26 protein-coding genes, 1 tRNA gene and 1 other RNA gene are annotated in these 24,042 nt (G+C 40.1%); 11 read left to right on the top strand and 17 right to left on the bottom strand.

Going from position 1 to position 24,042, the window contains the following annotated elements; genetic code table 11:
• The first annotated feature begins 435 nt into the window (after positions 1-435).
• Positions 436-1,854: an alanine/glycine:cation symporter family protein gene (locus CVT07_RS00140; RefSeq protein ID WP_103645896.1), complete on the top strand. Its 1,419-nt coding sequence runs from the start codon at positions 436-438 to the stop codon at positions 1,852-1,854.
• 41 nt (positions 1,855-1,895) lie between these two features.
• Here CVT07_RS00140 and CVT07_RS00135 read toward each other — a convergent pair whose 3' ends face one another.
• Positions 1,896-3,209 (bottom strand): Ig-like domain-containing protein, encoded by a 1,314-nt coding sequence (locus tag CVT07_RS00135; protein WP_107936100.1) that lies wholly within the window; start codon positions 3,207-3,209, stop codon positions 1,896-1,898.
• A 244-nt stretch (positions 3,210-3,453) separates the two neighbouring features.
• A tRNA-Val gene (locus CVT07_RS00130) sits at positions 3,454-3,529 on the bottom strand.
• A 224-nt stretch (positions 3,530-3,753) separates the two neighbouring features.
• Here CVT07_RS00130 and CVT07_RS00125 point away from each other — a divergent pair.
• Positions 3,754-4,191, top strand: coding sequence for a cytochrome c3 family protein (locus CVT07_RS00125; RefSeq protein WP_004317425.1), 438 nt, complete (start codon positions 3,754-3,756; stop codon positions 4,189-4,191).
• Complete coding sequence (locus CVT07_RS00120) at positions 4,188-4,892, top strand: cytochrome c3 family protein (protein WP_103571521.1); 705 nt, start codon at positions 4,188-4,190, stop codon at positions 4,890-4,892. The genes CVT07_RS00125 and CVT07_RS00120 overlap by 4 nt, the downstream gene beginning before the upstream one ends.
• Positions 4,893-4,953: 61 nt before the next feature.
• Here the strand turns inward: CVT07_RS00120 and CVT07_RS00115 are convergent, their stop codons facing one another.
• A complete protein-coding gene (locus CVT07_RS00115; RefSeq protein WP_196375735.1) occupies positions 4,954-5,118 on the bottom strand; it encodes a hypothetical protein in 165 nt (54 codons plus the stop codon).
• A gap of 186 nt (positions 5,119-5,304) precedes the next feature.
• Here CVT07_RS00115 and CVT07_RS00110 point away from each other — a divergent pair, with 186 nt between their 5' ends.
• Positions 5,305-5,487, top strand: coding sequence for a winged helix-turn-helix domain-containing protein (locus CVT07_RS00110; RefSeq protein ID WP_196375759.1), 183 nt, complete (start codon positions 5,305-5,307; stop codon positions 5,485-5,487).
• A gap of 109 nt (positions 5,488-5,596) precedes the next feature.
• Here CVT07_RS00110 and CVT07_RS00105 read toward each other — a convergent pair whose 3' ends face one another.
• The 5 genes from CVT07_RS00105 to CVT07_RS00085 form a co-directional block, all read right to left on the bottom strand.
• Positions 5,597-5,740 carry a hypothetical protein gene (locus CVT07_RS00105; RefSeq protein WP_159071297.1) on the bottom strand — a complete coding sequence of 48 codons (144 nt, stop codon included), beginning with the start codon at positions 5,738-5,740 and terminating at the stop codon, positions 5,597-5,599.
• A 122-nt stretch (positions 5,741-5,862) separates the two neighbouring features.
• Positions 5,863-6,747 carry a methylenetetrahydrofolate reductase gene (locus tag CVT07_RS00100; protein ID WP_107936098.1) on the bottom strand — a complete coding sequence of 295 codons (885 nt, stop codon included), beginning with the start codon at positions 6,745-6,747 and terminating at the stop codon, positions 5,863-5,865.
• A 4-nt stretch (positions 6,748-6,751) separates the two neighbouring features.
• Positions 6,752-7,210: a hypothetical protein gene (locus tag CVT07_RS00095; RefSeq protein WP_103598897.1), complete on the bottom strand. Its 459-nt coding sequence runs from the start codon at positions 7,208-7,210 to the stop codon at positions 6,752-6,754.
• 25 nt (positions 7,211-7,235) lie between these two features.
• Positions 7,236-9,509 (bottom strand): 5-methyltetrahydropteroyltriglutamate--homocysteine S-methyltransferase, encoded by a 2,274-nt coding sequence (gene metE, locus CVT07_RS00090; RefSeq protein WP_107936096.1) that lies wholly within the window; start codon positions 9,507-9,509, stop codon positions 7,236-7,238.
• A 530-nt stretch (positions 9,510-10,039) separates the two neighbouring features.
• Positions 10,040-11,536, bottom strand: coding sequence for a C69 family dipeptidase (locus CVT07_RS00085; protein WP_107936093.1), 1,497 nt, complete (start codon positions 11,534-11,536; stop codon positions 10,040-10,042).
• A 201-nt stretch (positions 11,537-11,737) separates the two neighbouring features.
• On the opposite strand from CVT07_RS00085, the gene rpmI reads away from it, so the two are divergent.
• Positions 11,738-11,929, top strand: coding sequence for a 50S ribosomal protein L35 (rpmI, locus tag CVT07_RS00080; protein ID WP_004317422.1), 192 nt, complete (start codon positions 11,738-11,740; stop codon positions 11,927-11,929).
• Between the two features lie 99 nt (positions 11,930-12,028).
• On the top strand, positions 12,029-12,385 hold the full coding sequence (gene rplT, locus CVT07_RS00075; RefSeq protein ID WP_004317321.1) for a 50S ribosomal protein L20: 357 nt from the start codon (positions 12,029-12,031) through the stop codon (positions 12,383-12,385).
• 127 nt (positions 12,386-12,512) lie between these two features.
• On the opposite strand, the gene dapF is transcribed toward rplT, so the two are convergent.
• On the bottom strand, positions 12,513-13,256 hold the full coding sequence (gene dapF, locus CVT07_RS00070) for a diaminopimelate epimerase (protein WP_107936091.1): 744 nt from the start codon (positions 13,254-13,256) through the stop codon (positions 12,513-12,515).
• A 75-nt stretch (positions 13,257-13,331) separates the two neighbouring features.
• Between dapF and CVT07_RS00065 the strand changes: the two genes are divergently transcribed.
• On the top strand, positions 13,332-13,952 hold the full coding sequence (locus CVT07_RS00065) for a DNA alkylation repair protein (RefSeq protein WP_107936089.1): 621 nt from the start codon (positions 13,332-13,334) through the stop codon (positions 13,950-13,952).
• On the opposite strand, the gene coaE is transcribed toward CVT07_RS00065, so the two are convergent.
• Positions 13,942-14,544 (bottom strand): dephospho-CoA kinase, encoded by a 603-nt coding sequence (coaE, locus tag CVT07_RS00060; protein ID WP_107936087.1) that lies wholly within the window; start codon positions 14,542-14,544, stop codon positions 13,942-13,944. The two genes, CVT07_RS00065 and coaE, sit on opposite strands and share 11 nt — an antisense overlap.
• A 79-nt stretch (positions 14,545-14,623) precedes the next feature.
• Here coaE and purM point away from each other — a divergent pair, with 79 nt between their 5' ends.
• From purM to CVT07_RS00045, 3 genes are read left to right on the top strand one after another with little or no spacing between them, the layout of a single operon-like run.
• The gene (gene purM, locus CVT07_RS00055; protein ID WP_107936085.1) at positions 14,624-15,607 is read left to right on the top strand and encodes a phosphoribosylformylglycinamidine cyclo-ligase; all 984 of its coding nucleotides are present in this window, start codon (positions 14,624-14,626) and stop codon (positions 15,605-15,607) included.
• Positions 15,607-15,897, top strand: coding sequence for a hypothetical protein (locus CVT07_RS00050; RefSeq protein WP_107936083.1), 291 nt, complete (start codon positions 15,607-15,609; stop codon positions 15,895-15,897). The genes purM and CVT07_RS00050 overlap by 1 nt, the downstream gene beginning before the upstream one ends.
• A gap of 1 nt (position 15,898) precedes the next feature.
• Entirely contained in the window at positions 15,899-16,318 is a 420-nt protein-coding gene (locus CVT07_RS00045) for an RDD family protein (protein ID WP_107936081.1), read from the top strand.
• Positions 16,319-16,320: 2 nt separating this feature from the next.
• Here CVT07_RS00045 and CVT07_RS00040 read toward each other — a convergent pair whose 3' ends face one another.
• Both CVT07_RS00040 and CVT07_RS00035 read right to left on the bottom strand, forming a co-directional pair.
• Positions 16,321-16,464: a bifunctional hydroxymethylpyrimidine kinase/phosphomethylpyrimidine kinase gene (locus CVT07_RS00040; RefSeq protein WP_230855707.1), complete on the bottom strand. Its 144-nt coding sequence runs from the start codon at positions 16,462-16,464 to the stop codon at positions 16,321-16,323.
• Positions 16,465-16,681: 217 nt separating this feature from the next.
• Positions 16,682-17,116 carry a hypothetical protein gene (locus CVT07_RS00035; RefSeq protein WP_107936077.1) on the bottom strand — a complete coding sequence of 145 codons (435 nt, stop codon included), beginning with the start codon at positions 17,114-17,116 and terminating at the stop codon, positions 16,682-16,684.
• A 113-nt stretch (positions 17,117-17,229) separates the two neighbouring features.
• Here CVT07_RS00035 and ffs point away from each other — a divergent pair.
• An RNA gene (gene ffs, locus CVT07_RS00030) (signal recognition particle sRNA small type) lies at positions 17,230-17,327 on the top strand.
• Here ffs and CVT07_RS00025 read toward each other — a convergent pair.
• The 5 genes from CVT07_RS00025 to dnaA form a co-directional block, all read right to left on the bottom strand.
• The gene (locus CVT07_RS00025) at positions 17,314-18,549 is read right to left on the bottom strand and encodes an HD domain-containing protein (RefSeq protein WP_087581271.1); all 1,236 of its coding nucleotides are present in this window, start codon (positions 18,547-18,549) and stop codon (positions 17,314-17,316) included. The genes ffs and CVT07_RS00025 overlap by 14 nt on opposite strands.
• Positions 18,549-19,166: a preQ(1) synthase gene (gene queF / locus CVT07_RS00020; RefSeq protein ID WP_009295129.1), complete on the bottom strand. Its 618-nt coding sequence runs from the start codon at positions 19,164-19,166 to the stop codon at positions 18,549-18,551. Before queF ends, CVT07_RS00025 begins: the two co-directional genes overlap by 1 nt.
• A gap of 17 nt (positions 19,167-19,183) precedes the next feature.
• A complete protein-coding gene (gene gyrB / locus CVT07_RS00015) occupies positions 19,184-21,493 on the bottom strand; it encodes a DNA topoisomerase (ATP-hydrolyzing) subunit B (RefSeq protein WP_107936075.1) in 2,310 nt (769 codons plus the stop codon).
• Positions 21,494-21,510: 17 nt separating this feature from the next.
• On the bottom strand, positions 21,511-22,578 hold the full coding sequence (gene dnaN, locus CVT07_RS00010) for a DNA polymerase III subunit beta (RefSeq protein ID WP_107936073.1): 1,068 nt from the start codon (positions 22,576-22,578) through the stop codon (positions 21,511-21,513).
• Positions 22,579-22,731: 153 nt separating this feature from the next.
• Entirely contained in the window at positions 22,732-24,042 is a 1,311-nt protein-coding gene (gene dnaA / locus CVT07_RS00005; RefSeq protein ID WP_103567040.1) for a chromosomal replication initiator protein DnaA, read from the bottom strand.

Raw genomic sequence — 24,042 nt, 5'->3', positions numbered from 1 at the left:
GCAGGCAAATTCTGACAAAGGTGGCTAAGCATTTTAGCGTCAAAGCCTTTTAAACGCCTTTGATAAAATTTTCAACAAAATCAATAGCCAAATACGTTTTGCCAAGCTATGCCCACGCAGGAAAAACAGCGAATTGTTTGTAAAAGCCTTCTAAAAAACGTAAAAATCTAATTTTAAAATCCAAAAATCAAGAAATAATTTTAGTCCTCATAAGCCGTCTTTGCGGAATAAATTTAGAAATTATTAATCAAAAAACGCCTTAGAGCGTAAAAATATTGGTCGTAAAATCTTGCTAGTAAAAGCAAGTTCTCCGCGAGTAAGCCGAAAACTAGCACGAAATTTTAAGCCAAGCTAAAAAATTTTTCTTATTTATTCTAATTTTATATTTTTTTAAATATACTCGCTCTCTAAACTACACCAATGAAAGTCAAGAAAATGCCTACAAATTTTGCTGAAATTTTAAATAACTGCGTTGAAAGTATAAATTCATTTCTTTGGGGTCCATACTTCCTTATCGCCCTACTTTGCGGCACTGGACTATTTTTTACCATTAGACTTGGCTTTGTTCAAATTTTTAAATTTAAAATGGGTTTAGGCAAGCTTTTTGGAAATTTCTCACTTCACGGCGAGGCTGCTGGCAAGGCTGGCATGAGCTCGTTTCAAGCAGTAGCAACCGCTATCGCGGCGCAAGTTGGCACTGGAAACCTCGTGGGTGCGACCACAGCGCTTATAATGGGCGGTCCAGGAGCCATTTTTTGGATGTGGTGCGCAGCCTTTTTAGGCATGGCTACAAATTTTGCTGAAATTTGCCTCGCTCAAATTTACCGCACAAAAGATGATAGCGGCCACACGATAGGCGGTCCAGCCTTTTACATAAGCCGCGGATTAAAGGGCAAATGGGCGAAATTTCTAGCTGGATTTTTCGCTATCGCTATCATCATCGCACTTGGCTTTATCGGCAACATGGTTCAAGCAAACTCCATATCAGACGGCTTTAGCGGCGCTTTTGGCATACCGCAGTGGCTAACAGGGGCGTTTTTGGCTCTCATTTGCGCGCTAATTTTCATAGGCGGCGTAAAGGCGATCGCAAGGGTCGCTGAAAAGATCGTGCCGCTAATGGCGCTACTTTACATCGTTGTTGGCGTGGTTATCATCGCTTTAAATTTTCACCAAATCCCAGAGGCGATCTCACTAATATTTAAAGCTGCGTTTGATCCTTCGGCTGCTTGGGGTGGCGCAACTGGAGCTAGCATCGCAGCTGCTATGAGATACGGCATCGCAAGGGGACTTTTTAGCAACGAAGCTGGCATGGGCTCAACTCCACACGCACACGCTGCTGCAAATGTCAAACACCCAGTCGATCAAGCCGTCCTTGGCATAATGAGCGTCTTTATAGACACCTTTGTCATACTAAATATAACCGTTTTTGTGGTGCTAACCGCAAACGTCATCAGCTTTGAAAACGGCAAGGCGGTCTTTACTGGCATCACCTTGGTGCAAGAGGCGTTCTCGTCGCATATCTTTGGCAAAACTGGCGGTTATAGCTTCGTAGCGATCTGCCTATTTTTCTTCGCATTTACGACGATCATTGGCTGGTACTACTTCGCCGAGATCAACGTGCGCTACCTTTTTGGCGCAAAGGCGGTTAAAATTTTTAAAATTTTAGTTGTTGTTTTTGTCTTTTTAGGTAGCTTGCAAAAGGTCGATTTTGTCTGGAGTTTAGCCGATATGTTTAACGGCCTTATGGTTGTGCCAAATTTAATCGCCATTATCCTTCTAAGCCCAGTCGTGGCTAAACTTTTAAAAGATCACGACGCTGGCAAAGAGTACGACGTAAAAGAGTATTTGAAGTAAATTTAAGAGTATGTGGAGAGAGGCTCTCCACATTAAATTTATTATAGGTGATCTGTCGGAGCAACAGTTATAGGCTCAAGTGGCATATAAAATGTCGTTGCTTGAGGCTCAGCGTATTTATTGCCAGCCTCATCGACTGATGACGCTTGGACTGTGTATTCAAAATCTCTATTGTTTAAAACGCTACTTTCGACTTTCCAGTTGCCATCAGCATCAGCCTTAGCGCTTAGCTCTTCGACCACATGAGCTTCGTTGCCTTTCTCTACCCAAGAGTTACCTAAGCCATCATTGTAAACAACTTCAGCTTTTGTGATGACTAAATTTATATCAGCAAATGGCTCAGCTTTACCCTCTATGGTCGGTGAAAAGTCGTATTGTTTATTGCTATCATACATTGTGTTATAGTGTGACAAGTCAGAAAAGTCATCAGTAGATATTTTTGTGATAGACAAGGTGCTATTGTCTGTATCAACAGTTATCTCTTGCGTGCTTGTAGCTTTTTGCTCTTCGCCGTTTGCAGCTACTTTGCTAGCTTCGATAGTAAATTTATGATCTCCATCAGCTAAAGGCGAAGTTGGAGTATATGACCAGTTGCCATCATTATCAGTAGTTGTTGTGCCAAGTAGTGGTGCATTTTCACCTTCACCATCAAATATACTTATAGTAGCGTTTGAAGTGGCCTTGCCTACCAAAGTTGGAGTGTTATCATTTGTGATATGCAGACCAGTTCTTTGTGAATTTTCATGCTCTAAGATATTGCCCTCGATGTCAAGGTTGCTGCTTACTACCTGATCTGCATTTCCAGTCACTACGTTATCTTCCACTGCCGTAACAGTTACTTCTAGTGGCTGCGGCAATATATTGTTATATGCATTATCTATCGCAGCTGCAAGTGTATCAAGACTAAAGCCCTCCCCGCTTGCGCCACCACTTACATTTGTAAAAGCCTCTGCACTAGCGTTTGCTTGTGAGCTTAGATTGCCAAAATTTGCATTGATGTTTGACTCATGACCGCCATTTGCAAAGCCAGCAGCGCCAAGGCTCACGCCATTCGAACTTACTCCACCTGCTGATTGAGTACCGCCAGCTGCAGTCTCTTCAAGATCAGAGATATTTTTACCATTTAATAATTGCTCTTGTAGCGATGCTATCTCTTTGCCAGTCTCATCACTAGCATTTTCATTTTGAGTTTGCACAGCTTGCACCTCGACCTTTACGCCGTCTTGCTCTTTTATGACCTCGTTGTCATAGATCACGTCGCCTGCTTTTAGAGTTCTTTGATTTCCATTAGCACCAACTGCGACGATGGCATCCGTGCCGATTATTGATTTTATTAGTCCTTTAACTTTACTCATAATTTTTCCCCTTTGCGTATTTTATGTTGTCAATTATAAGTAAAAAATTTATTTTATAGCTATTGTACTTTGGTACAGTTGTGACATTTTAGAAATATGAAGTTATAAATTTTTGAGTTAAATTTAGTAAAAATTTGCCGTATTTTAGGGATTTAACTTAAAATTTAAAAACAGCAGAGTTACAAAAAATATTTTAAATTTTATTTTTTTTGATTTTTGTGTTTTGGAGAATTTGATATAAAAATGGTGGCCCCGAATGGACTCGAACCATCGACCACTACCATGTCAAGGTAGTGCTCTACCAACTGAGCTACGGGACCAAAGATTTGGGATTATATTTCATTTTCCTTTTTATTTAGCTTAATTATCCTTTTCTTTAAAATTCAACTTCATAAAACTGGTCTATATTTTGGCGCACTAATTTATTATTAATGTAAATTTAACCAAGCGAAGACTATAATTTCATAAAAATAAGTTTAAGTAAAAATATTAGTTTTCAATTGAAATTTGATGTTTATAAAATCTTAATAGAAAGGAAAAGGGTATGAATAAGCTTAAATTCATCGCTATTTTTGCCTGTTTATTTTCGCTTCATCTCTTTGGCGCCGATATGCCAAAGGGCGATCTAAACGTCACAAAAGTAGTAGTCTCTGATGAGCTAAGAGCCAAATATAAGATCAAACCTCATCACGAACATCTAAGCTTTGACTGCGTTGATTGTCACCAAAACCAGGGCGATGATCCTAGCAAATTTAAAGCGATCGGCGACGCTGGCTGCCTATCCTGTCACAAGAGTAAAAAGCTCTTAGCCCAGAGGCTAAAATTTATGGATACTCTAAAGGCAAATCCTCACAACTCTGTTCACGATGGTCCGACTTTGTACTGCGACGAATGCCACAACGAACACAAACCATCTACAAACATGTGCTCTGAGTGCCATGAACACGAGGTGCCACAATGGATGAACGGAGTAACACCATGAAAATTTCAAAAAAATTACTAGCGCTTATAATCTTCATAAGCGGAATTGTTGGATTTTTAGTCGTTCTGCCAGTTCATTATGCGCTTGATGAGACTAGTGGGGATAAATTCTGCATCGTTTGCCACGAGATGGATCCTATGGTGATCGCCTACAACGACGACATCCACAGCGGAAACGGCAAAACTGGCATAAAAGCAAGATGTGTGGATTGTCACATACCGCATGACAACATCGCAAAATACGCCCTAACAAAGGCGAAAAACGGCATTTTAGAGGGCTGGGTGCATTTCTTTGGCGATCCTAGTGCGATTGACTGGCACAAAAACCTCAAAAACCGCGAGCATTTTGTCTTTGACAATGGTTGCACAAGCTGCCACACAAACGTGATAGATAGCAACAACACTTCAGCACAAGCTCAAAAGATGCACGCGCACTACAAAAAGCTTCTTGACACCCCTAAAGAGCTAAAATGTGTAAGCTGCCACTATGACGCAGGTCACGGCGCTGGTTTTAGAAACTACCTTGAGTACTGGAAGCCATCGTATAAAATTTACGATAAAAAGATGATCGAAAAGAGGATCGAAACTAAGCAAAAATTCTTCAAAGATGAGTACAAACCTACAAAAGACGAAGAGGAATTTTTAAAACAAAAGGCTGAAAAAGACGCCAAAAAACCAGTCGGCGGTGGCATGGCTGGCTGATGAAGAAGATCTTGCTGCTCTCAAGTGGCTTTTAGCAAAATATCATCCTAAATGCATCGCTTTACCGCTTTGGGTTTAGGATGATCCAGCTAAAAAGCGCATGCTCAGTCATCAAGGACTTTGAGCGCGGCAATGGATAAAGAAATTTAAACCTTGATCTGGCTAAATTTATAAGAGATAGCCAAAACATCACTCCCATTATGCTTTTGCGGGGCGTTAGCATCACTAGCGTTTTTAAGAGGATTTACTACGCTAGGGTTAATGATTTTATCATTAAGCCATTTTGTCCTGAAGAGTTTTTATTTCATGCCTTTAGCTTTGCAAGGTGCTTTTAGGCTCTAAATTTGAGCTAAATTTTTGACAAAAACTCCCAGTGTATAAGAAAATCTGCTTTGACAAAAAAGAGAGCTAGCTGCTTGAAATTTTATGCAAAAACTCGCCCCACGTCGTCACTTATGACGAGATAGATCACCACCTATATAAAAACGAAACCTTGTCACAAGAGCGCATAAGATCACTCGTGCGAGAGATAAGAGCTAAGATACCAACTATCTGCTTAAAAACCGTGCGAGGCACTGGATATAAGGTGGAGTGAGGGGATTTAGTCAAATTTAGATCTTGTTTGAAGCTAAATTTCTATACTTTTGGATCAAATTTGTCTAAATTTGTAAAAACTCTTGCCTTGTTTGGCTATTTTACTGCAACTATTTTTCGGGTAGCTTTGATAAATTTGCCTTGCCAAAGCACCGCCTTTTTTCTCTTAGCAGTTTGCCGTATTCGTATATCTCGTCAAATTTCTTACATAAAGCCATATCGTTTTTATTATAGCAGTTTTTAAAATTTGACAAGCAGTGGCAACCGACCTTAAAACAGCTTGTGATCGCTAATCATAACGGCTTTTTTGTGTGGATTTGTGGCGCCATTGCACCATCAAGAAAGAACTTGTAGAAATTTGTTACAAGAGCTGGCTTTACACCAACTCTCTTATGTTTTTTGTTAGCTCCAGGCTCGCTTCGATCTCGGTGCGCTTTGCCATGACACTTTCTATGTTTATGCTTAAATTTAGCCCATTTTCATCACCAAATTTCTTTAGCTCGCACCAAATTTCTTTGATGATCTCGCAGCTACTAGCTAGGTAGTCAGAGCTGGAATTTAGCCTCTCTTCAACCAAGCTTGGCACGCTCACTCCGAGCCATTTGATAAATTCAAGCGTTTTTGCATTGCCCGCTGTGCTAAATGTAAGAAATATCGGCTCGCTTATCTTTGCAGCCGCGCAATCCTCTAAAAATTTACGCGCTAGCTGTACGTCAAAGATCGCTTGCGATATGAAAAATTTAGCCCCAGCTGCGATCTTTTCACGCATCCTTTGTGGCTCATCGCCCTTTTTACCGTGGCGCTCTGCGATACAGACACCACCCACTGTCAACTCTTTAAATTCGCTAGCGATCTCGTAGGCGCGAGCTAAATTTAGCCTCACCTTTTGAGTGCTTGAAGTTGCCCCCACTAGTACGTTTAAATTTGAGCTTTGAGCCTTAAGTGCTGTGCGAAATTCATCCTCGCCGTATCCGCTAGCCACACGGTAAAATATACTAGGTGTTGCGACGTTTAGATACTTTTTATAGTAAATTTCTGGGCTTAGCGTCCCACTAAACTCAAATGTCCTCTCGCTATCATTTCGCTCGCTCTCGTCTTGCACCTCGTAAAGCACGAGTCCATCGGCCTTGATATCATTTATCCGCCCGCTCCAGCGCTCTGAGATCTCACGCAGCTTTGCCTCGTCAAATTCAGCCTTTGGCGGCGTGAGGCCATATAGCACGAGCCCCTTTTCTTTATTTAAAATTTTTTCTTTTAGCATTTTCTCACTTTTGAACTAGATCAGCCCTCATCACCACACCAACAGAATTTCTTGACGACATGCAGACAAACTCGTCTTTTAGATATTTCGCGTCGGCTCGCCAAAAGCTCACGATATTTGCCACGTCGGCATTTTGCTTTTTAGCAGCTATCATATATCTTTTTATGACGGCGACAAAAGCCTCTTGGCAATAACCCTTTATTTCTCCGCTATCAGTGATAAATCTTTGAACCTTTACATTTGCCTTTATTACGCTTTTATTTTGGTCATTTGAACCAAATTCAAGCCTCACATTTTCAAAGCCTGCTAGCTCTTTTTTGGCAGCTTCTAAATTTAAAGCCTCGCTGATACTATAGATATTTGTTTGCTTATACGCACCTTTGTTGAGTGGTATAGAGTGGCGTCCAGAACTACATCCGGACGCAAATATAACTAATATTACAAATAGAAAAATCCTTTTCATTTTTCAAATCCTTTTTAATTAAATTTTATAGACCTCTTACGATCTTGACAGCTTCTACCATGTTTTTAAGGCTTGGCTCGACCTCTTCCCATTTTCTAGTTTTTAGGCCGCAGTCAGGGTTGATCCAGAGTTGCTCTTTTGGCAAGACTTCAAGCAGAGCTTTGATCTGAGCGACGATCTCCTCGACACTTGGCACGCGTGGGCTGTGGATGTCGTAAACGCCAGGTCCGACCTCTTGTTTGTAGCCAACGGCTTTGAAAATTTTAAGTAGCTCGTTACCACTTCTTGCAGTCTCGATACTGATAACATCAGCATCCATAGCCTCAATGGTCTTAATAATATCGTTAAATTCAGAGTAGCACATATGCGTATGGATCTGAGTTTTTGCCTCAGCCGAGCTTACTGAAAGCTTGAAGCAATCAACCGCAAATTTCTCATAAGCTGGGATATTTTCAGCTCTTAGCGGATAGCCCTCTTTAAACGCTGCCTCATCGACTTGGATCACTCTGATGCCTGCATCTTGAAGGTCTGCGATCTCGTCATAGATACAAAGTGCAAGCTGTTTTGCTACCTCGCTTCTTGGAAGATCGTCACGCACAAAGCTCCAGTTTAGCATAGTTACAGGACCTGTTAGCATGCCCTTCATTACGTGTTTTGTGATACTTTGAGCGTATTTCATCCACTTAACAGTCATCGGCTCTGGGCGGCTTACGTCACCAAAGAGAAGTGGTGGCTTGACGCAGCGGCTGCCGTAGCTTTGTACCCAGCCATTTTGGCTAAATGCATATCCGCTGATCTGCTCGCCAAAGTACTCAACCATGTCGTTTCTCTCTGGCTCGCCATGTACTAGCACATCTAGGCCGATATCTTCTTGAAATTTCACGCAGTGATCGATATATTTTTTGATGCCTGCTTCATAGGCAGCCGCGTCGATCTCGCCTTTTTTGAAATTTTGGCGAAGTACGCGAAGATCAACCGTTTGAGGGAAGCTACCTATCGTTGTTGTTGGTAATATGCCGTATTTTAGTGTTTCGCGTTGAATTTTGATGCGATCTTCAAATTTCTCATCACGCTCAAATTTGCTTAAATTTTTGATGCGTTTTTGAACGCTTTCAGAGTGGATGAGCTTTGAAGTGGCGCGAGTTTTAACGGCATTTTTGTTCTCTTCGTAAATTTTAGCCTCAGCCTCATTTAGCTTCTCGCCGTTTGCTAGTTTTGTGATGATCTTGATCTCATCAAGCTTCTCAACCGCAAAGCTTAACCAGCTTTTGATCTCAGGGTTTAAATTTTCTTCATATTTTAGAGTGTATGGCACGTGAAGAAGTGAGCATGAAGTGCCGATATAAAAGTCTTTGCCGCCTATTTTTTCTGAAATTTCACGAACAAGTTTTACCTTATCATCGATGTTGCTTTTCCAGATATTTCTGCCGTCGATCACACCTGCAAATAGCGTCAAATGGCTGTTTTTGATAGTCTCAAGTGCCTCGAAATTTCTCTTGCCGTGGATGAAGTCAAGCGCGATGCCGTAAATTTTAGTTTTAGCCACTTCGCTAACTGCCTTGATCGCATGCTCAAAATATGTCGCAAATACGATCTTAACGTTACTTGCAACGCCTGTTAGCTCGTTATAAACCTTTGTGATAAGTGGCAAAAGGTCGCTTTCGTTTTTGTCTGTTACAAAGATCGGCTCGTCAAACTGCACTAAAATTTCATCATCAAGCTTAGAAATTTGCTCAAGTAGCTTTTTATACTCGCCTACAAGCGCGTCAAGATGCTTAAATGGGCAGCTGCCGTCAGTCGTCTTTGAAAGAGCCAAAAATGTGATAGGGCCGATCAAATTTACCTTGCCTTTTACGCCGTTAGCCTTCGCCTCTTTGTACTCATTTAAAATTTTGTCCGCTTTTAGGCTAAATTTACTCTCGCTGCTAAGCTCTGGCACGATGTAGTGGTAGTTTGTGTTAAACCACTTTGTCATCTCCATCGCAACGCCATTTTTATTGCCTCTTGAGCAAGCAAAATATTGCTCCAAGCCGCTTAAATTTGCAAATCTTGGAGGCGTAGCGCCAAAAGCGATGATGTTATCGAGCATTAGGTCGTAAAATGAAAAATCATTAACGCTAATGGCTGAAATGCCAGCGTCTTGTTGATATTTCCAGTGTCTTTGGCGAAGCGTCTTTGCAGTCTCTTGCAAATTTTCTTCACTAAAGCCCTCTTTGCCAGCCCAAAAGCCCTCTAATGCGCGCTTTAACTCTCTTTTCTCTCCGATTCTTGGAAAACCTAAAACATAACTTTTTATCATTTTTATCCTTTTTAAATTTAAATTTGCAGACTAAAATTCGCTCTGCGGACTACTATAAAACTGTGCCATGCACAGCAACCTTGAATATTTTTATGTAGGTATATCCCTGCAACCCAAACCCCCAGCACGTTCAATGTTGTTGCGCTGCGCACAAGTCTGGATCACACCGCACGCGGTGGATGACACCCGCTTCTTCTTAAACTAAAGTAAAATTTATAAAAAACCCTGCTAAAAAGGTCTTTGCCAAATTTCAAACACTGCTTAGTTTTATTTTTAAAAATGCAGTTACAATGCAGCGGACCTGCTAGCAAAAATGGATTTATATCAATGTGAAAAAATGTAAAATTGTTTAAAAATTTGCGTGTTTTTTGAAAATCGCTGATATGTTTTTTGCCGAGATTAACGAGCTTTATGCATGGGACAAGGCATCAGCGTTTTTCCTTTGTAGTGAATTTTTGTCGCATTATAAACGCTCTTTGCCAAATTTTTGTTTAAAGTTTGGGCGCTACTAAATTTCACGCCCAGAGTTTTTAGTCTTTTTTACCTTTATTTAGGGATTTTAGCTTAGCGTCCATATCAGCTGTAAGCATAGTAAAGACCTTGTTTGTAAGCTCCTGTGTTAGGTCTTTAGCCTCTTGCATAGTCTTTTGGCTAAATTCATTTAAGAGTTTGTCAGCTTTTTTCTTATCTTTTTTATAAAGTTTGACGTACTCATCTTCAAATTTAGCCTGTTTTACTGCCAACTCTTTTTCAAATTTAGCGTAGGCCTCTTTTACCACTGGCGAATACTTCTCATAATCAGTCATAACAAGGGTTTGAAGCTTTCTATAAACCCAGTATATCGAAGTATCATCAGCATCGTATGAGCCATCAGAGTAGCCTTTTATAAAGCCATCAAGCCCCTCGTAATACGGCAAATAAACGCTAAGATCGGCCATACCAAGAGCGACGTAGGTCACACGGCCGATCTCTTTTGGTAGCCATGGGCGCACCTGCATGACGTGAGACTCGTATGTTCTAAAGACGCTTATAGCGCGGTAGATGTTTTTCTTATCTTCATCTTTGCTAGCGTAGTTATCAAACGCAGTGCCGTCGTAGTGGGCTCTCATCGCAGCTTTTAGGTCTTCAACACTTAGTTTTTTCTCTGGTTTTAAAAATACTGGAAATTTTTGACCGTCAGCGAAGTCTTGTTTTAAGCTTGGGTTAAACATGCTTTGAACCCAGCAAACACGTGGGTAGTTGTAAGTCACATCTCTCTCATCATCCCTTGTATAGGCCTTTGTAAAGTTAAATTCGCCGTCTTTTGCAGGGTCATAAGTCTTATTATCGATCGCAAATTTGATGACATCTTTTGCACCCATGAAATTTGGATCATTCTCTTTATAAGCGTGAAGTCTGCCTTGGTTTGCAGTGACAAAATACTCATCTTGTGGGATCTTTGAAGCGATCCATTTATGGCCTGTGCCAGTTTCAAAGTACCAAAGCTCGTTTGCATCGATAAATACCACGCCAAAGCCCTCGCCAGCGCCTTTTGTCTCCACTATCTCGCCAAGAAGCTTAACGCCCTCTTTTGCACTTTTGATGCGCGGCAAAAGCACGTCTGGGATGTCATCTTCTGTGATGCCGGTTTCTTCGTTGTATGGATCAACTTTTAAAAGCTCATCTTTTGCATAGATAGTCTCAGTGCCGCTTAGTCCAACGCCAGCCTCGTTGTAGCCGACTGCTCCGTGAAGTTTTGTGTGTGAATTTGCGATAGTTGTGTATCTCATACCATCTTTTGGAAGCGGATATGTAAAGTCATTTGCGCCGTCATGGGCCTTTGAGCTGTGTATGCCAGTTTGGTTTTTCTTTGCTGGATGTATCAAAAAGACTTGAGCCTTTATAGCCTTGCTATCAGCGCTTCTAGCAACTAGCATAGAGCCATCGTTTGAAGCTTTATCTCCTACTAAAATGGTAGTGCATGCCAAGCTACTTGTGCCTAAAATCGCACTCATAGCGACGATTGATGCGAGAATTTTCCCTTTCATTTTTACTCCTTTAGTAAAATAAATTTCTTATATGTGATTATATTTCAAATTTAATAATTTAATTCTAAATTTTAAAACTTTTTTAAGTTAAATGTAAATTTATTGCAAATTTTGTCTAAGTGAAATTTAAATTTTCTAAAGGATTTTTCGCTATAATCCAAATCTTACGCACTTGCGTATAAAATTTCAAAAAGGATTAGCATGCCAAAGATGAAAACCGTTCGCGGTGCTGCTAAGCGCTTTAAAGTAGGTAAAAATAAGATAAAAAGAGGCTCTGCTTTTAGAAGCCACATCTTAACAAAAAAACCTACTAAGCGTATGAGAGATTTGCGTGGCCCAAAATACGTGGACAGCACAAATGTCCCAGCCGTTCGCAAAATGCTCGGCGTATAAGCAGCTGTAGATTTAAGTTTTTGACAAAAAGTCATTCAAACTCCCCCAAATTTAGGGGCAAGACTCACCTTGTGAGCGCCAATTTGTAAAAGGATAAATATGGCAAGAGTAAAAACAGGCGTAGTTAGAAGAAGACGCCATAAGAAAGTTTTAAAGCTAGCACGTGGCTTTTTCAGTGCTAGACATAAACACTTTAGAAAAGCTAAAGAGCAACTAGAGAGAAGTTTAGTTTATGCATATCGCGACAGACGCCAGAAAAAACGTGATTTCAGACGTTTATGGATCGTTCGTATCAACGCAGCTTGCAGACTAAACGACATTAGCTATTCAAGATTTATCAACGGCTTAAATAAAGCTAAGATCGAACTTGATAGAAAAATTTTAGCTGATCTAGCTATGAATGACGCGAAGGCATTTGCGGCACTTGCAAAACAAGCAAAAGATGCTTTGAAATAACACCTTTTCTCCGCTTCGGCGGAGATCTTTTTTTATACACTTTAAATTTTAATAACAAAAACTCTATAAAACTCTTTGTTTTAATTTACTACCCGTGACTTTTACAAACTACTAGCAGCCAAAATAGCTAAATTTCGATACTCGTATCAAAGCAGTGTTTCACCGCTCCACTAAATAAAATTTTACTTTTTTCTAGCCTAAGACCAAGCTCCTCGCCGCTTTTTGGATAGACTTTTAGACATTGCGCTGCGTTTAAATTTAAAGTAGCGCCATAAAAACAAGCCGCCATACCAGTGCCACAAGCTAGCGTCTCGTTCTCCACGCCCCTTTCGTAGGTTCTTACATTTAAAACGCCGCCATCAAATTTGGCTAAATTTACATTTGCATTGTATTTTTGACGAAGCGTCCTGCACTCTTTGACGTCAAATTCATCTAAATTTCGCGTGAAATTTACAAGATGAGGCACACCAGTATCGTAAAAGTACCAAGTTTTGCCACCTTCATTTAGTGGCTCGCTTAAGATTTTTGGACTTGTTAGCACGACCTCGACGCACTCATCTTTCACGCTTGCCATCACCTCGCCGCTACCAGTTAGCAAGGCAAATTCGCTTGAACTAACAAGGCCGTTTAGATAGGCATATCTAGCAGCCGCGCGAGAGCCGTTGCCACACATCGCGGCGTAGCTTCCGTCGCTGTTGTAAAACTCCCATTTCACGCCCTTTTCGTAAGGCAAAAGCACGATGAGCCCGTCAGCTCCCACGCCGTTTGTTCGGCTGCAAATCTGCCTTGCAAGCTCGCTTCTATCTTTGCTCAAAAATGTATGAAATATGACAAAATCATTGCCGCTAGCGTTATACTTTGAGACTTGCATGAACTATCCTTTTATTTTTTGCTTGATTTTACTAAAATTTAGATAAGAGTTGTTAGTGATTTTAAAGGAGCCGTTTTGAAGAGCTACATCTTAAATTTAGAAAAAGAGTTTTCTTTAATAGAAAATGGCTTTAAAGAGCAAGAAAGAAGGGCCTTAGCTGACTATAAAGCAAAGGGAGCTGAGCAGTGCAAAGAGCTGGCACGTCTAGCATACAGCTCGGAGGTCTATCAAGTGCGGATGTATGCGGTTTTTCTCTTTGGACACCTATCAGATCGTGAAGAAATTTTGGCGTTTATGAGAGATGAAGTCTCAAAAGATAAAAACTGGAGGGTTCAAGAGGTGCTAGCAAAGGCGTTTGACGAGTTTTGTAAAAAAGTTGGCTACGAGCAAGCACTTTTAACGATCGATGAGTGGCTAAAAAACGGCAACACAAATGCAAAAAGAGCCGTAACAGAGGGCCTTAGGATATGGACAAATAGGCCCTATTTTAAAGATAACCCAGATGAGGCCATTAGGCGCCTAGCCAGCTTAAAAGAAGACGAGAGCGAGTATCTTAGAAAGTCGGTTGGCAATGCAATAAAAGATATAAGCAAGAAATTTCCAAATTTAGTAAAAACCGAGCTTGATAGCTGGGATTTGGGTAGTAAAGAGAGCTTGCAAACATATAAATTTGCTAGTAAATTTATCAAGAAATAGCGCAAATTTGCTTTAGAAATTTCTCTAGCTCTGGCTTTAAGTTCTCCATGTCGCTGCTATTATCTATAACAAATTGTGCCATTTTTCGCTTTTGCTCTATGTCCATCTGAAGCTCTACTCTAGCTTTTGCCTCATTTAAGCTTAGCCCATTTCGGCTCATTAGTCGGCTTAGCAAGAGCTCTTTTGGCGCGTAGATCACGGCTATATTTTTAAATTCGCTGTAGCGCTCCTTTTTTTCAAAAAACAAAGGGATATCGACAAAATAAACTTGCCCCAATCGCTCAAGCTGCGAGGCTTTGAAAAAAATTTCAGCTTTTATCTTTGGATGTAAAATCTGCTCTAAATTTTTAAGCTTTTTTGGCTCGTTAAAGACGATGGTACCCAGTTTTTTGCGATCTATCTTACCAGTCTCATCTAAAATTTGCTCGTCAAAAGCTTCTACTATCTCGCATTTGCAAATTTCAAGCTGTTCGTGCGCGATGAGGTCCGCATCTATCACGCTAAAACCTCGCTCTTTTAGTAAATTTACAACCGTACTTTTGCCACTAGCGATCGAGCCTGTGATGACGTAGGCGTTTGGAAATTTCTGCAAACTCGCTCCATTTTTGAAAATTGATAACAATTTTAGCAACTTTTGGCTAAAGTTTTAAAAAATAATCAAAAGGGTGAAAATGATAAGTTATAAAGATGCCGGAGTTGATATAGATGCTGGAAACAGCTTTGTTGAGGCGATCAAGCCTTTTGTAAAATCTACGCAAACACCAAACGTCATAGGCGGCATCGGATCATTTTCAGGTGCGGTCAGACTGCCAAGCGGATATAAAAATCCAGCCATTTTAGGCGCGACCGACGGCGTTGGCACGAAGCTTCGCCTAGCTATCGACGCTAAGAAATTTGAGGGCGTTGGCGAGGATCTAGTCGCTATGTGCGTAAATGACCTCATCTGCAACTTCGCCACACCACTCTTTTTCCTCGATTACTACGCGACTGCAAAGCTTGAGATAGAAAGCGCCAAAGAGGTGGTAAAAAGTATCGCAAACGGCTGCAAAAAGGCGCAATGCGCGCTGATCGGCGGTGAGACAGCCGAGATGCCATCGATGTATGAAAAAGGCGACTTTGACCTTGCTGGATTTGCCGTGGGTATCGCTGAGGCTGACGAGATCGATAGGAGCAAATTTGTAAAATCTGGTGACGTTTTAGTCACACTTCCAAGTAGCGGCCTGCACTCAAATGGCTTTTCGCTTGCAAGAAAGGTTGTAAGCGAGCTTGGGCTAAAATTTGATGAAAAAGTGAGTGAGCGCAAGCTCATCGACGTGCTTCTTGAGCCAACTAGAATTTACGTGAGCGACTTTTTAAACTTAAAAGATAAGATCACAGCGATGGCGCATATAACGGGTGGTGGCATAGTTGAAAACTTGCCTCGCGTCTTCCCTGCTGGACTTGGCGCGAAGGTGCAAAAAAGCGCTATAAAAACGCCTGAAATTTTTAAAATCCTCGCGCAAAAAGTAGAAGACAGCGAGATGATGAGGACATTTAACATGGGCGTTGGTATGATCCTTGTCGTGCCTAAAGAAAACGTAGATGCTGTGCTAGCAAATAGCGATGGCTACGTGATCGGCGAAGTGGTAAGCGGCAAAGGCGTTGAGCTAGTTTGATGCACACAAATAGCGTAAAACGCCTGCTAAAAACCAAAAATAAGAGCTTTTTTGACCTTAGTGTCTATCAGTTTTTAGGCATGTTTGGCGTGCTAGAGAACGATATCAAAAAACTTGATTTTTATGAGTATTGGTGTGAAGCCTCGCGAGGATCAACCGTGCTGCCTATCATGCATGATAGCGGCGAGGACGGCGATCTTTACGATGAGAGCTGCGAAGTGATCGACTGCCTTATCTACCTATATGATTGGGAGAAATTTAGCCGTATCTACATAAACACAGGAAAGTAATTTGGCAAAGCAAAAGGCAAAAATCGCACCGATCTGGGCTAGAGTAAAGGCCTTTATCATCGATCTTTTTATCATCGGCATGCCAGTATTTTACATCAGCACATATCTCGTTCTTGGCGGTAAAGAGGAATTTTTAAACAACCAGCTTGCCATCTTTGTGGTAAATAGCATCATCTCATTTATAATGTGCCTCTTTTTTAGCATAAAGGCGCAAACTCCGGGCTACAAAGCGCAAGAAATTTATCTCATAAATTTACAAACTGGCAAAAAACTAAGCTTTTTTCACGCGATCTTGCGCCAAATTTGCTTTGCATTTGCCGGCTTTAGCATCATCGGACTTTGCCTTTGTTTCTTTAGAAAAGACAAGCTAAATTTGCACGACATCATAACTCACTCAGCCGCCGTGCAAAAAGCAGCTTAAATTTACTTCGCTCCGTGCCAAAGTAAGCGGTTTTTGCCTAGCTTTGTGTCGATGCTCTCTTTTATAACCTGACAAATATACTCTTTTGAAAGTCCTACGCCCTCCTCCAAGCTCTTGCCCTTTGCAAGGTAGCAAGCAAGCGCCACTAAGAAGTTACAAAACGGGCTAATCTATACTCTTAATTTTTTATCTTAGCAACAGCTTTATCACAAAATAATGCACATTTATCAATGTAAATTTAGCTGATGAATTGTTGTTTCAAATTTTTGGTCACAAATTGCCTAAACTAGCTAAATAAATAGAGAAAATTAAGAAATTTAGCTATAAACCACGAAAAATTTTTGATTAAATTTAGGATGAAATTTAAGCGCTTTGCGAGTAGAGTTTGACCTCGTTTATCAAAAACTCATAGACCCTTTGCTGGACTAAAATTTCCTCCTCGCAGCCACTCATCAAGCGACGAAGGTGCGAAAAGTCTATCTTTTTAGCATATCTTTTGTGATCTTTCATATCTTTATCTATGCTTAAAAGAAGTGTGTCAAGCGTGATCCTATCGCTTCTTTTGACCCTTGCCACGTACTCTCTAACGGTTTGGATTAAGAAGTCTTTTCTGGTCTGATCGTTTTCATAAATTTCACTTACGATGTCGTTTAAAACGTCAAAATCATCCTCATCTGGGTCAAATTTAGCCGAGATAATCGCAGCAAAAATTTTGGCACGAAACTCCAGGGACTTGTGGTGATAGATGAAAAAATCCCTAAAAGCCGATAAAAAACGAAGCTTGATCTTTCCTGGCATTGCCCTACTTTTGGTGAAATTTATGTGAGATTATATACTTTTAAAGCTAAATTTTTAAAAATGTAACTATAAAACTAAATTTAAGTATAGTTTTTGTATGATTGCGAAGCTCCTTCTTAGACCTGTGCAATGCTTTTTATGAGCACCGCTTCAGGGTGGGAACACAGCAGAGCACTTGTATTAAGTGTGTGCCGCAGTCATCTGAGAGGGGGTCTTTCTAAACCAAAATGCTCATTAAAATCATCGCAAATTTCTAAAAAATCCACTCCGTCGATCTTAGGTTTTTCGCTAAAAAATTTATACATATTATTAAAGCCGTCAGTTAGCTCTTTTGACTTGACGCCGTAGCTTATGGAAATTCCAGCTTCGATGTAGGCTGAGAGCTTGTCGCAGTATTTTAGCGCTTTGCCGTCTATTGGGTTAAATTTATCCTCATTTACGTTCTCCATAGTCCCTTCGTGGCAGATGATCTTGCGCTCGAATGTTCTATTTTCAAACTCATCTTTTATAAATTTCTCGCCATCTTTTCTGATACCAAGGATGTAGCTAAACTCATCTTTGATCTTTTCTGGCACAAATGGCAAAATCCTCTCATCAATAAGCCTCATCTCATACTCACTGATGATCTCATTTAGCCCCTTTACGCCGTATTTTACAGGGCTTATAATATCCCTTGTGAGGCTCTCTGGCAAGTCGTGAAATAGTGCGCAAAAGAAGTTATTTTCTAGCCGTTTTTTGCAAGCTTTTGCTTTTAGCGAGTAAAAGTAGCTAAGTATCGCAACAACTAACATGTGTCCTAAGACCGCAGTTTCAGGGATGCGAGGCGTTTGTGCCCAGCGCTTTTGAAACCTTAGCCTGCCACTTAGATCTACAAGGCGGGCTAATTTTTGATTCATAGCGATCTTTCTAACGCCAATTAACTCGTAATAATCCTCCATCTCCTCCTCAACCTTCGCCTTAAGCTCGTCGATGTCACTTAAAAACTGGCTCGTTTGATAGACGATAGAAAATTCCCACCTCGTGGCAAGATAGCTGGCTGCTTTTAGTATAAGGCGCTCTTTTTCGTGAGTTTTGTCGTTTTTATAGTGGTTTTTAAACCTCTCCAAAAACTCGCCACCCTCGATATCTGAGATGAGCGTTTCAAGGTTGCTTAAAACCCAGCTATTTATCTGCTCTTTTTTTGTCTTTTGGATGTGGTGAAAGACGTCAGGGCGTATGTCCGTGACTACGACCCTGCTTAAAAACTCAAAAATCCCAGCCTCAATGATGTAGTTCATGTCGGCATTTTGCTCTTGTTTTGCTATGAAATAAGCGATGATAAATTTATGAGCCTGTTTGTCAAGCTCGACTAAATTTGTCATCTTTGGATAGTCGTTCCAACGTGATATAGATGCTGCTTTAAAGATATGTTCTATAAGCTTAGCACTTATCATTATTTATCCTTTTTGACTACTTTTGGCTTCTTATCATCAGCGTAGCTTATCTTTCTAAAGCCCTCTTTGTTTGAGCTTCTTCTTGGCTTGTCATCTTTTTTAAATTTATCATCTCTGCTGCCTCTGCTGCTAGCACGATCGCTTGTGCTACGTCTCTCACGTGGCTTGTCGCTAAAGCTTCTCTCCCTACTTCTTGGAGCGTATTCTTTCTCTTCAGCTGGCTTTTTTACCACTAGATCAGAGCTGATCTCGATAACCGTATGGACATTTCCACGTGGGTTAAAGTCGCCAACTATCTTCATAAATTTAGGCTCAAGCTTTTTCTCTAAAACAGAGTAAATTTCATTTATACTATCTTCGTGGCTGATGTTGCGGTTCATAAAGCTATTTATATAAAGCTTTATCGCTTTTAGCTCGACAACTAGCTTATTTGGGATGTACTCAAGGTATATGGTCGCAAAGTCAGGATAACCAGAGCGAGGGCAAAGGCAGCAAAACTCAGGCAGAGTGATCTTTATGACGTAGTCCCTTGTTTGCTTATTTTCCCAGACCTCAAGGTCACTCTCTACGTCAAATTCTTTTAAAATTTTCTCGCCATACTTCATCTCTTCGCTCATTTTTTATCCTTTTTCTTTTAAATATCCAAGTGTTTAACATCTTTTGCGTGGTCTTGGATGTAGTTTCTTCTTGGCTCGACCTCATCGCCCATGAAGAGATTAAACGTATCAGAAGCGCTTATAGCGTCATTTATATTGATCTTTAAAAGTCTTCTGTTCTCAGGGTTCATCGTAGTCTCCCAAAGCTGCTCAGGGTTCATCTCACCAAGACCTTTGTAGCGCTGGATATATGCACCTTTTTTCGCATTTTTCTCTACTTCATCAAGCACGTCTATAACGTCACTATGCAAGTCTAGGCCGCGCTCTTTTATCTTTTGGCTGATGTAAAGCGCCTCTTCATAGAGTGGATTTGTAAATAAATTTTCATTTACCACAAGCTCTTCTAGGCCACTTTCAGTTTGGACATAAATTCTAACCTCATCTTCGCTAACGTAGTGGTTTAGGATGTTGTGACCCTCAGCTTTTAAGAAGTCTCTTAAAATTTCAAAAATTTCATTGTAACTTTTTGAGACGATGTCTGGATTTTCTATCATATAGCGGATCGCTGAAAGGACGTTAAAGCGTTTTTCAAGCTCTTTTAAGACGCTTCTATAAGCTGCAACGATCTTTAAAAAGTCAATCAAATCCGCACTACCAATACCCTCTATATCAACGCCCTCGATGCCAGTTTCGATAAGAAATTCATTTAGTGCTTTTTCATCTTTTAGATAAATTTCTTTCTTACCTTTTTTATAGCGGTAAAGTGGCGGCTGAGCTAGATAGATGTGGCCGTTTTCTACAACTTTATTTAAAAATCTAAAAAAGAAAGTTAAAAGAAGTGTTTGGATGTGGCTACCATCGACATCGGCGTCGGTCATGATGATGATCTTATGATATCTAAGCTTTTCAGCGTCAAATTCATCTCCGATGCCGCAGCCTAGCGCTGTTATCATATTTTTTATCTCATCAGACTTTAAAATTTTATCTAGTCTTGCCTTTTCAACGTTTAGAATTTTACCCTTAAGCGGCAATATCGCTTGAAAAACTCTATCACGTCCTTGCTTTGCAGAACCGCCCGCAGAGTCGCCCTCCACTAGGTATAGCTCGCTAATTACTGGATCTTTACTCTGACAATCAGCTAGTTTGCCAGGGAGTGTGCCTACACTCATGCTCTCTTTTTTACGAGTTAGATCTCTAGCTTTTTTAGCGGCTTCTCTACCACGAGCTGCCATTAGAGCTTTATCCATTATCGCTCTTGCTTCGATAGGATTTTCTTCAAAATACTTTGTAAGCACGTCAAAAACCATCTTTTGAACGATAGGTTTTACGTAGCTTGAGCCTAGTTTGCCCTTTGTTTGTCCCTCAAACTGCGGCTCTGGTACTTTTACGCTTACAACTGCGATAAGTCCCTCGCGGATATCTTCGCCAGTTATCTTTGTATCTTTTTCACGTGCAGCAGCGTTTGCTTGAACGTAGTTTGTGATAACTCTTGTAAGACCCGCTCTAAAGCCAGCCTCGTGCGTACCACCATCTGGAGTTTTGATGTTATTTACAAAGCTTAGTAAATTTTCACTATAAGTGTCATTATAAAGCAGCGCAAAATCAACCATAACATCATCTTCGCCGCCACTAAACGAGACTGCTTTGCTGACAGCATTTGCCTTGTTCATGTCAGTTACAAAGCTCTCAAGTCCGCCCTCAAAATGAAAGCTCTCACTTCTGCCATTTCTTTGATCTTTAAAATTTATAGTTATCTTTGGGTTTAAATAGGCTAGCTCGCGAAATCTCTTTACTAAAATTTCATCATCAAATTCAGTCACTTCAAATATGCTATCATCTGGCCAAAACTCGACTTGCGTGCCTGTGCGGTTTGTAGTTTTTATAACTTCAAGATCGCTTTGAGGGATACCTTTTGCAAATTCTTGTCTGTGAAGCTTGCCATCGCGTTTGATATTTACGATTAGCTTTTTAGAAAGGGCATTTACGACAGATACACCAACGCCGTGAAGACCGCCTGAGACCTTATAAGTGTCCTTGTCAAATTTACCACCGGCGTGAAGCACAGTTAGAACAACAGTCGCAGCTGAAATTTTCTCAGTTGGGTGCATATCTACTGGGATACCACGGCCATTATCGCTAATGATCGCTGAGCCCTCACGTGTAAGCTCAACATCTATCGTATCGCAGTATCCTGCCATCGCTTCGTCGATAGAGTTATCAACGACTTCGTAGATCATGTGGTGAAGACCGCTTATGTTAGTATCACCTATATACATGCCTGGGCGCTTCCTAACCGCCTCAAGACCTTTTAGTACTTTAATATTTTCTGCGCCGTAATTATTTTCCATCATAAACCTTTTTTAACTTATATATTTAATGGACTTATAACCGTTAAAAGCTCTTTTGAGCTAACAACGAAAGGTAAATTTTTATCTTTAAATCCAAACTCAAATTTCTCATCTTCTATGCTTTGTAAGAAGTCTATTAAATTTCTATTTTTTACATTTATGCTGATATCTTCTTCAAGTCCTGTTTGAAACTCTATCATCGTTTTGGCTTCAGAGTTGTCCTCTATTATGCTCTCAAATGTGATGCTCTCTTTTGAAAAAGTTATCTTCATCTGATCGCTTAGCATCGAGATAGTTTTGATGCCTTCAACCATCTTATCTCTGCTTAGCTCAAATCTAATAGCGATATCTTTTGGTATAACACGCTCATAGTCAGGGAATTTACCATTTATCAGCTTTGTGAAAAACTCAAAATTTTGGCTTTGAGCGATGAGAACGTTTTCATCATAGTAAATTTCTATCTTGTCGAAAAATAGCTTTTGAATTTCGTTTATCGCCTTTTTAGGGATTATGAGTGAAAACTCATTGCTCGCTTCATTTGCAAATTTAAATACAGCTAACCTTTTTGTATCGGTGCCTACTATATTTATATAGTTTTGTTTTATGTCAAGCAAAGCGCCATTTAGCTCAAATTTAGGGTTGTTGCTATCAATGCATGGCAAAATTTTCTTTAAGCTTCTGCCTAGCATTATGGCGTCTATGTTAAATTTAGCCTTGCCTTCTATCGTTGGAAACTCTGGGAAATCTTCAAATTTATACATTGGAAGTTTATATTTTGAGTTTTTTTGCTTGATGTAAAGATAGTTATTAACAGTTTCAAGCGTTACCTCTTCATCTTTTAGGCTTTTGATGATGTCAAGTAGCTTTTTGCCATTTGCTGTTGCATAGCCCTCATCAACGATCTTTACGTTGCTTAGTTTATATGCTAGTCCTATCTCGTGATCAGTTGCTTTTATGTTTAAAACTCCATCTTTTGCAGAGATATAGATGTGAGATGTTATAGCACTAAGATCTCTTTTTTCGAGATATGGATTAGTGTTTGTTACTATGCTCTCAAGCATGTTTTTGTTTATTAAAACCTTCATTAAATACTCCCTCTTATTTTTAATTTTCTTTTTGTTGTATTAGTTGGTAGCGTGAAAGTGTGAAAACCATCTTTTCTCACGCCAGCATCGTTATTTAAAATGTGAAAAGAATTTTTCATTTCTTCACATTTATTCACGAATTTCATTCTGTTTTTATCCTTTTGTTAAAATTTTATTCTTTATCTCAGTCACTCTGAGGTTGAAAATTTCGTTGCTCTCCATGAGCTCGTTTATCTTTTTTATGTTGTGACTAACGGCGCTATGGTCTTTCATGCCAAAATAGTTTGCGATCTGCGGCATCGAATTTGTAGTGAGCATCTTCGCAAGGTAGATGATGATGCGTCTGGCTTCTACGATATTTTGCACTCTTGACTTGCTTTTTATGTCGCTTGGCTTGATGTTTAGCTCTTTGCTCACGATCTCTATAATGGTTTCAAGATTTATATTTTCATGCTTCTCTTTGATGAGATCTTTTAGTGTATTTTTAGCAAATTCAAGCGTTATCTCGACTCTCATCAAGCTTGCGTAGGCGTTTAAATTTATGATAGCGCCCTCGATCTCACGGATATTATCGCCCATGTTTGTAGCGATGTAGTCGATGACCTCTTTGTTTAGGTAAATTTTGTCAAATTCGCATTTTTTGATGATGATAGCTATCTTTGTATCAAGTTCAGGCGGCGTGATATCAGCCATTATACTCTGCTCAAACCTAGACTTTAGCCTCTCATCAAAGCCTTTTAGTATCTTTGCTGGGCGGTCTGAGGTCATGACGATCTGACCTTTTTTAGCAATGAGCTCGTTAAAGGTGTTGAAAAACTCCTCTTGAATTTTATCTGTTTTGCCAAGAAACTGCACGTCGTCTATTAGTAAAACGTCGCAGTTTCTATACTTTTCACGAAATTTAGTCATCGAGTGGCTATTTAGATGCGTGGTAAAATCAATCATAAACTGATCGCTCGTCACGCAGATGACTACTTTGCCTTGATCTAGGCAGTAGTTGCCAACTGACTGAAGCAAGTGCGTCTTGCCAAGACCAGTTGTACCGTATATAAAAAGTGGGTTGTAAAGCACGCCAGGTTTGTCTGCGACTGCTTTTGCGTTTAAAAATGCAAACTGATTTGAGTCGCCACAGACAAAATTTTCAAATGTATATCCAGGGTTTAAGATGCTGCTTTGCGCCTTGATCTGCTTTACATTTACTTGGCTTTGTTTTATGTTTTTTAGCTTGGTTTGGCTTGTTATCTCGACCTCTGGCTTTTTGCCGGTTTTTACTTCGTAAAGGTAGGCGATCTTTTCGGCGTATCTAGTTTTTATAAATTTAGCCATCAATTCACTCGTGGCGTTAAAAACTATAAAATCTTCGTTTGAAGCCTTTTCATTAAATTTTAATTGTTTGATGTAGCAGTCAAATTCATTAGCGGATATTTTTGTCTGTAAAAGCTCTAAAATCTCGTCTGCTAGCAA

The sequence above is a fragment of the Campylobacter concisus genome (assembly GCF_003048875.2).
Lineage (GTDB): Bacteria > Campylobacterota > Campylobacteria > Campylobacterales > Campylobacteraceae > Campylobacter_A > Campylobacter_A concisus_AU.
This window is presented reverse-complemented; position numbering and strand designations above follow the sequence as displayed.

Coding starts and splice junctions, on each gene's coding strand:
- CVT07_RS00100 (WP_107936098.1), bottom strand. CDS start 6,747: ATGCTAAAAGAAAAAATTTTAAATAAAGAAAAGGGGCTCGTGCTATAT.
- queF (WP_009295129.1), bottom strand. CDS start 19,166: ATGAGCGAAGAGATGAAGTATGGCGAGAAAATTTTAAAAGAATTTGAC.
- metE (WP_107936096.1), bottom strand. CDS start 9,509: ATGATAAAAAGTTATGTTTTAGGTTTTCCAAGAATCGGAGAGAAAAGA.
- CVT07_RS00120 (WP_103571521.1), top strand. CDS start 4,188: ATGAAAATTTCAAAAAAATTACTAGCGCTTATAATCTTCATAAGCGGA.
- CVT07_RS00025 (WP_087581271.1), bottom strand. CDS start 18,549: ATGATAAGTGCTAAGCTTATAGAACATATCTTTAAAGCAGCATCTATA.
- rpmI (WP_004317422.1), top strand. CDS start 11,738: ATGCCAAAGATGAAAACCGTTCGCGGTGCTGCTAAGCGCTTTAAAGTA.
- CVT07_RS00140 (WP_103645896.1), top strand. CDS start 436: ATGCCTACAAATTTTGCTGAAATTTTAAATAACTGCGTTGAAAGTATA.
- CVT07_RS00035 (WP_107936077.1), bottom strand. CDS start 17,116: ATGCCAGGAAAGATCAAGCTTCGTTTTTTATCGGCTTTTAGGGATTTT.
- CVT07_RS00050 (WP_107936083.1), top strand. CDS start 15,607: ATGCACACAAATAGCGTAAAACGCCTGCTAAAAACCAAAAATAAGAGC.
- purM (WP_107936085.1), top strand. CDS start 14,624: ATGATAAGTTATAAAGATGCCGGAGTTGATATAGATGCTGGAAACAGC.
- dnaN (WP_107936073.1), bottom strand. CDS start 22,578: ATGAAGGTTTTAATAAACAAAAACATGCTTGAGAGCATAGTAACAAAC.
- CVT07_RS00085 (WP_107936093.1), bottom strand. CDS start 11,536: ATGAAAGGGAAAATTCTCGCATCAATCGTCGCTATGAGTGCGATTTTA.
- rplT (WP_004317321.1), top strand. CDS start 12,029: ATGGCAAGAGTAAAAACAGGCGTAGTTAGAAGAAGACGCCATAAGAAA.
- dapF (WP_107936091.1), bottom strand. CDS start 13,256: ATGCAAGTCTCAAAGTATAACGCTAGCGGCAATGATTTTGTCATATTT.
- CVT07_RS00095 (WP_103598897.1), bottom strand. CDS start 7,210: ATGAAAAGGATTTTTCTATTTGTAATATTAGTTATATTTGCGTCCGGA.
- CVT07_RS00125 (WP_004317425.1), top strand. CDS start 3,754: ATGAATAAGCTTAAATTCATCGCTATTTTTGCCTGTTTATTTTCGCTT.
- gyrB (WP_107936075.1), bottom strand. CDS start 21,493: ATGGAAAATAATTACGGCGCAGAAAATATTAAAGTACTAAAAGGTCTT.
- CVT07_RS00135 (WP_107936100.1), bottom strand. CDS start 3,209: ATGAGTAAAGTTAAAGGACTAATAAAATCAATAATCGGCACGGATGCC.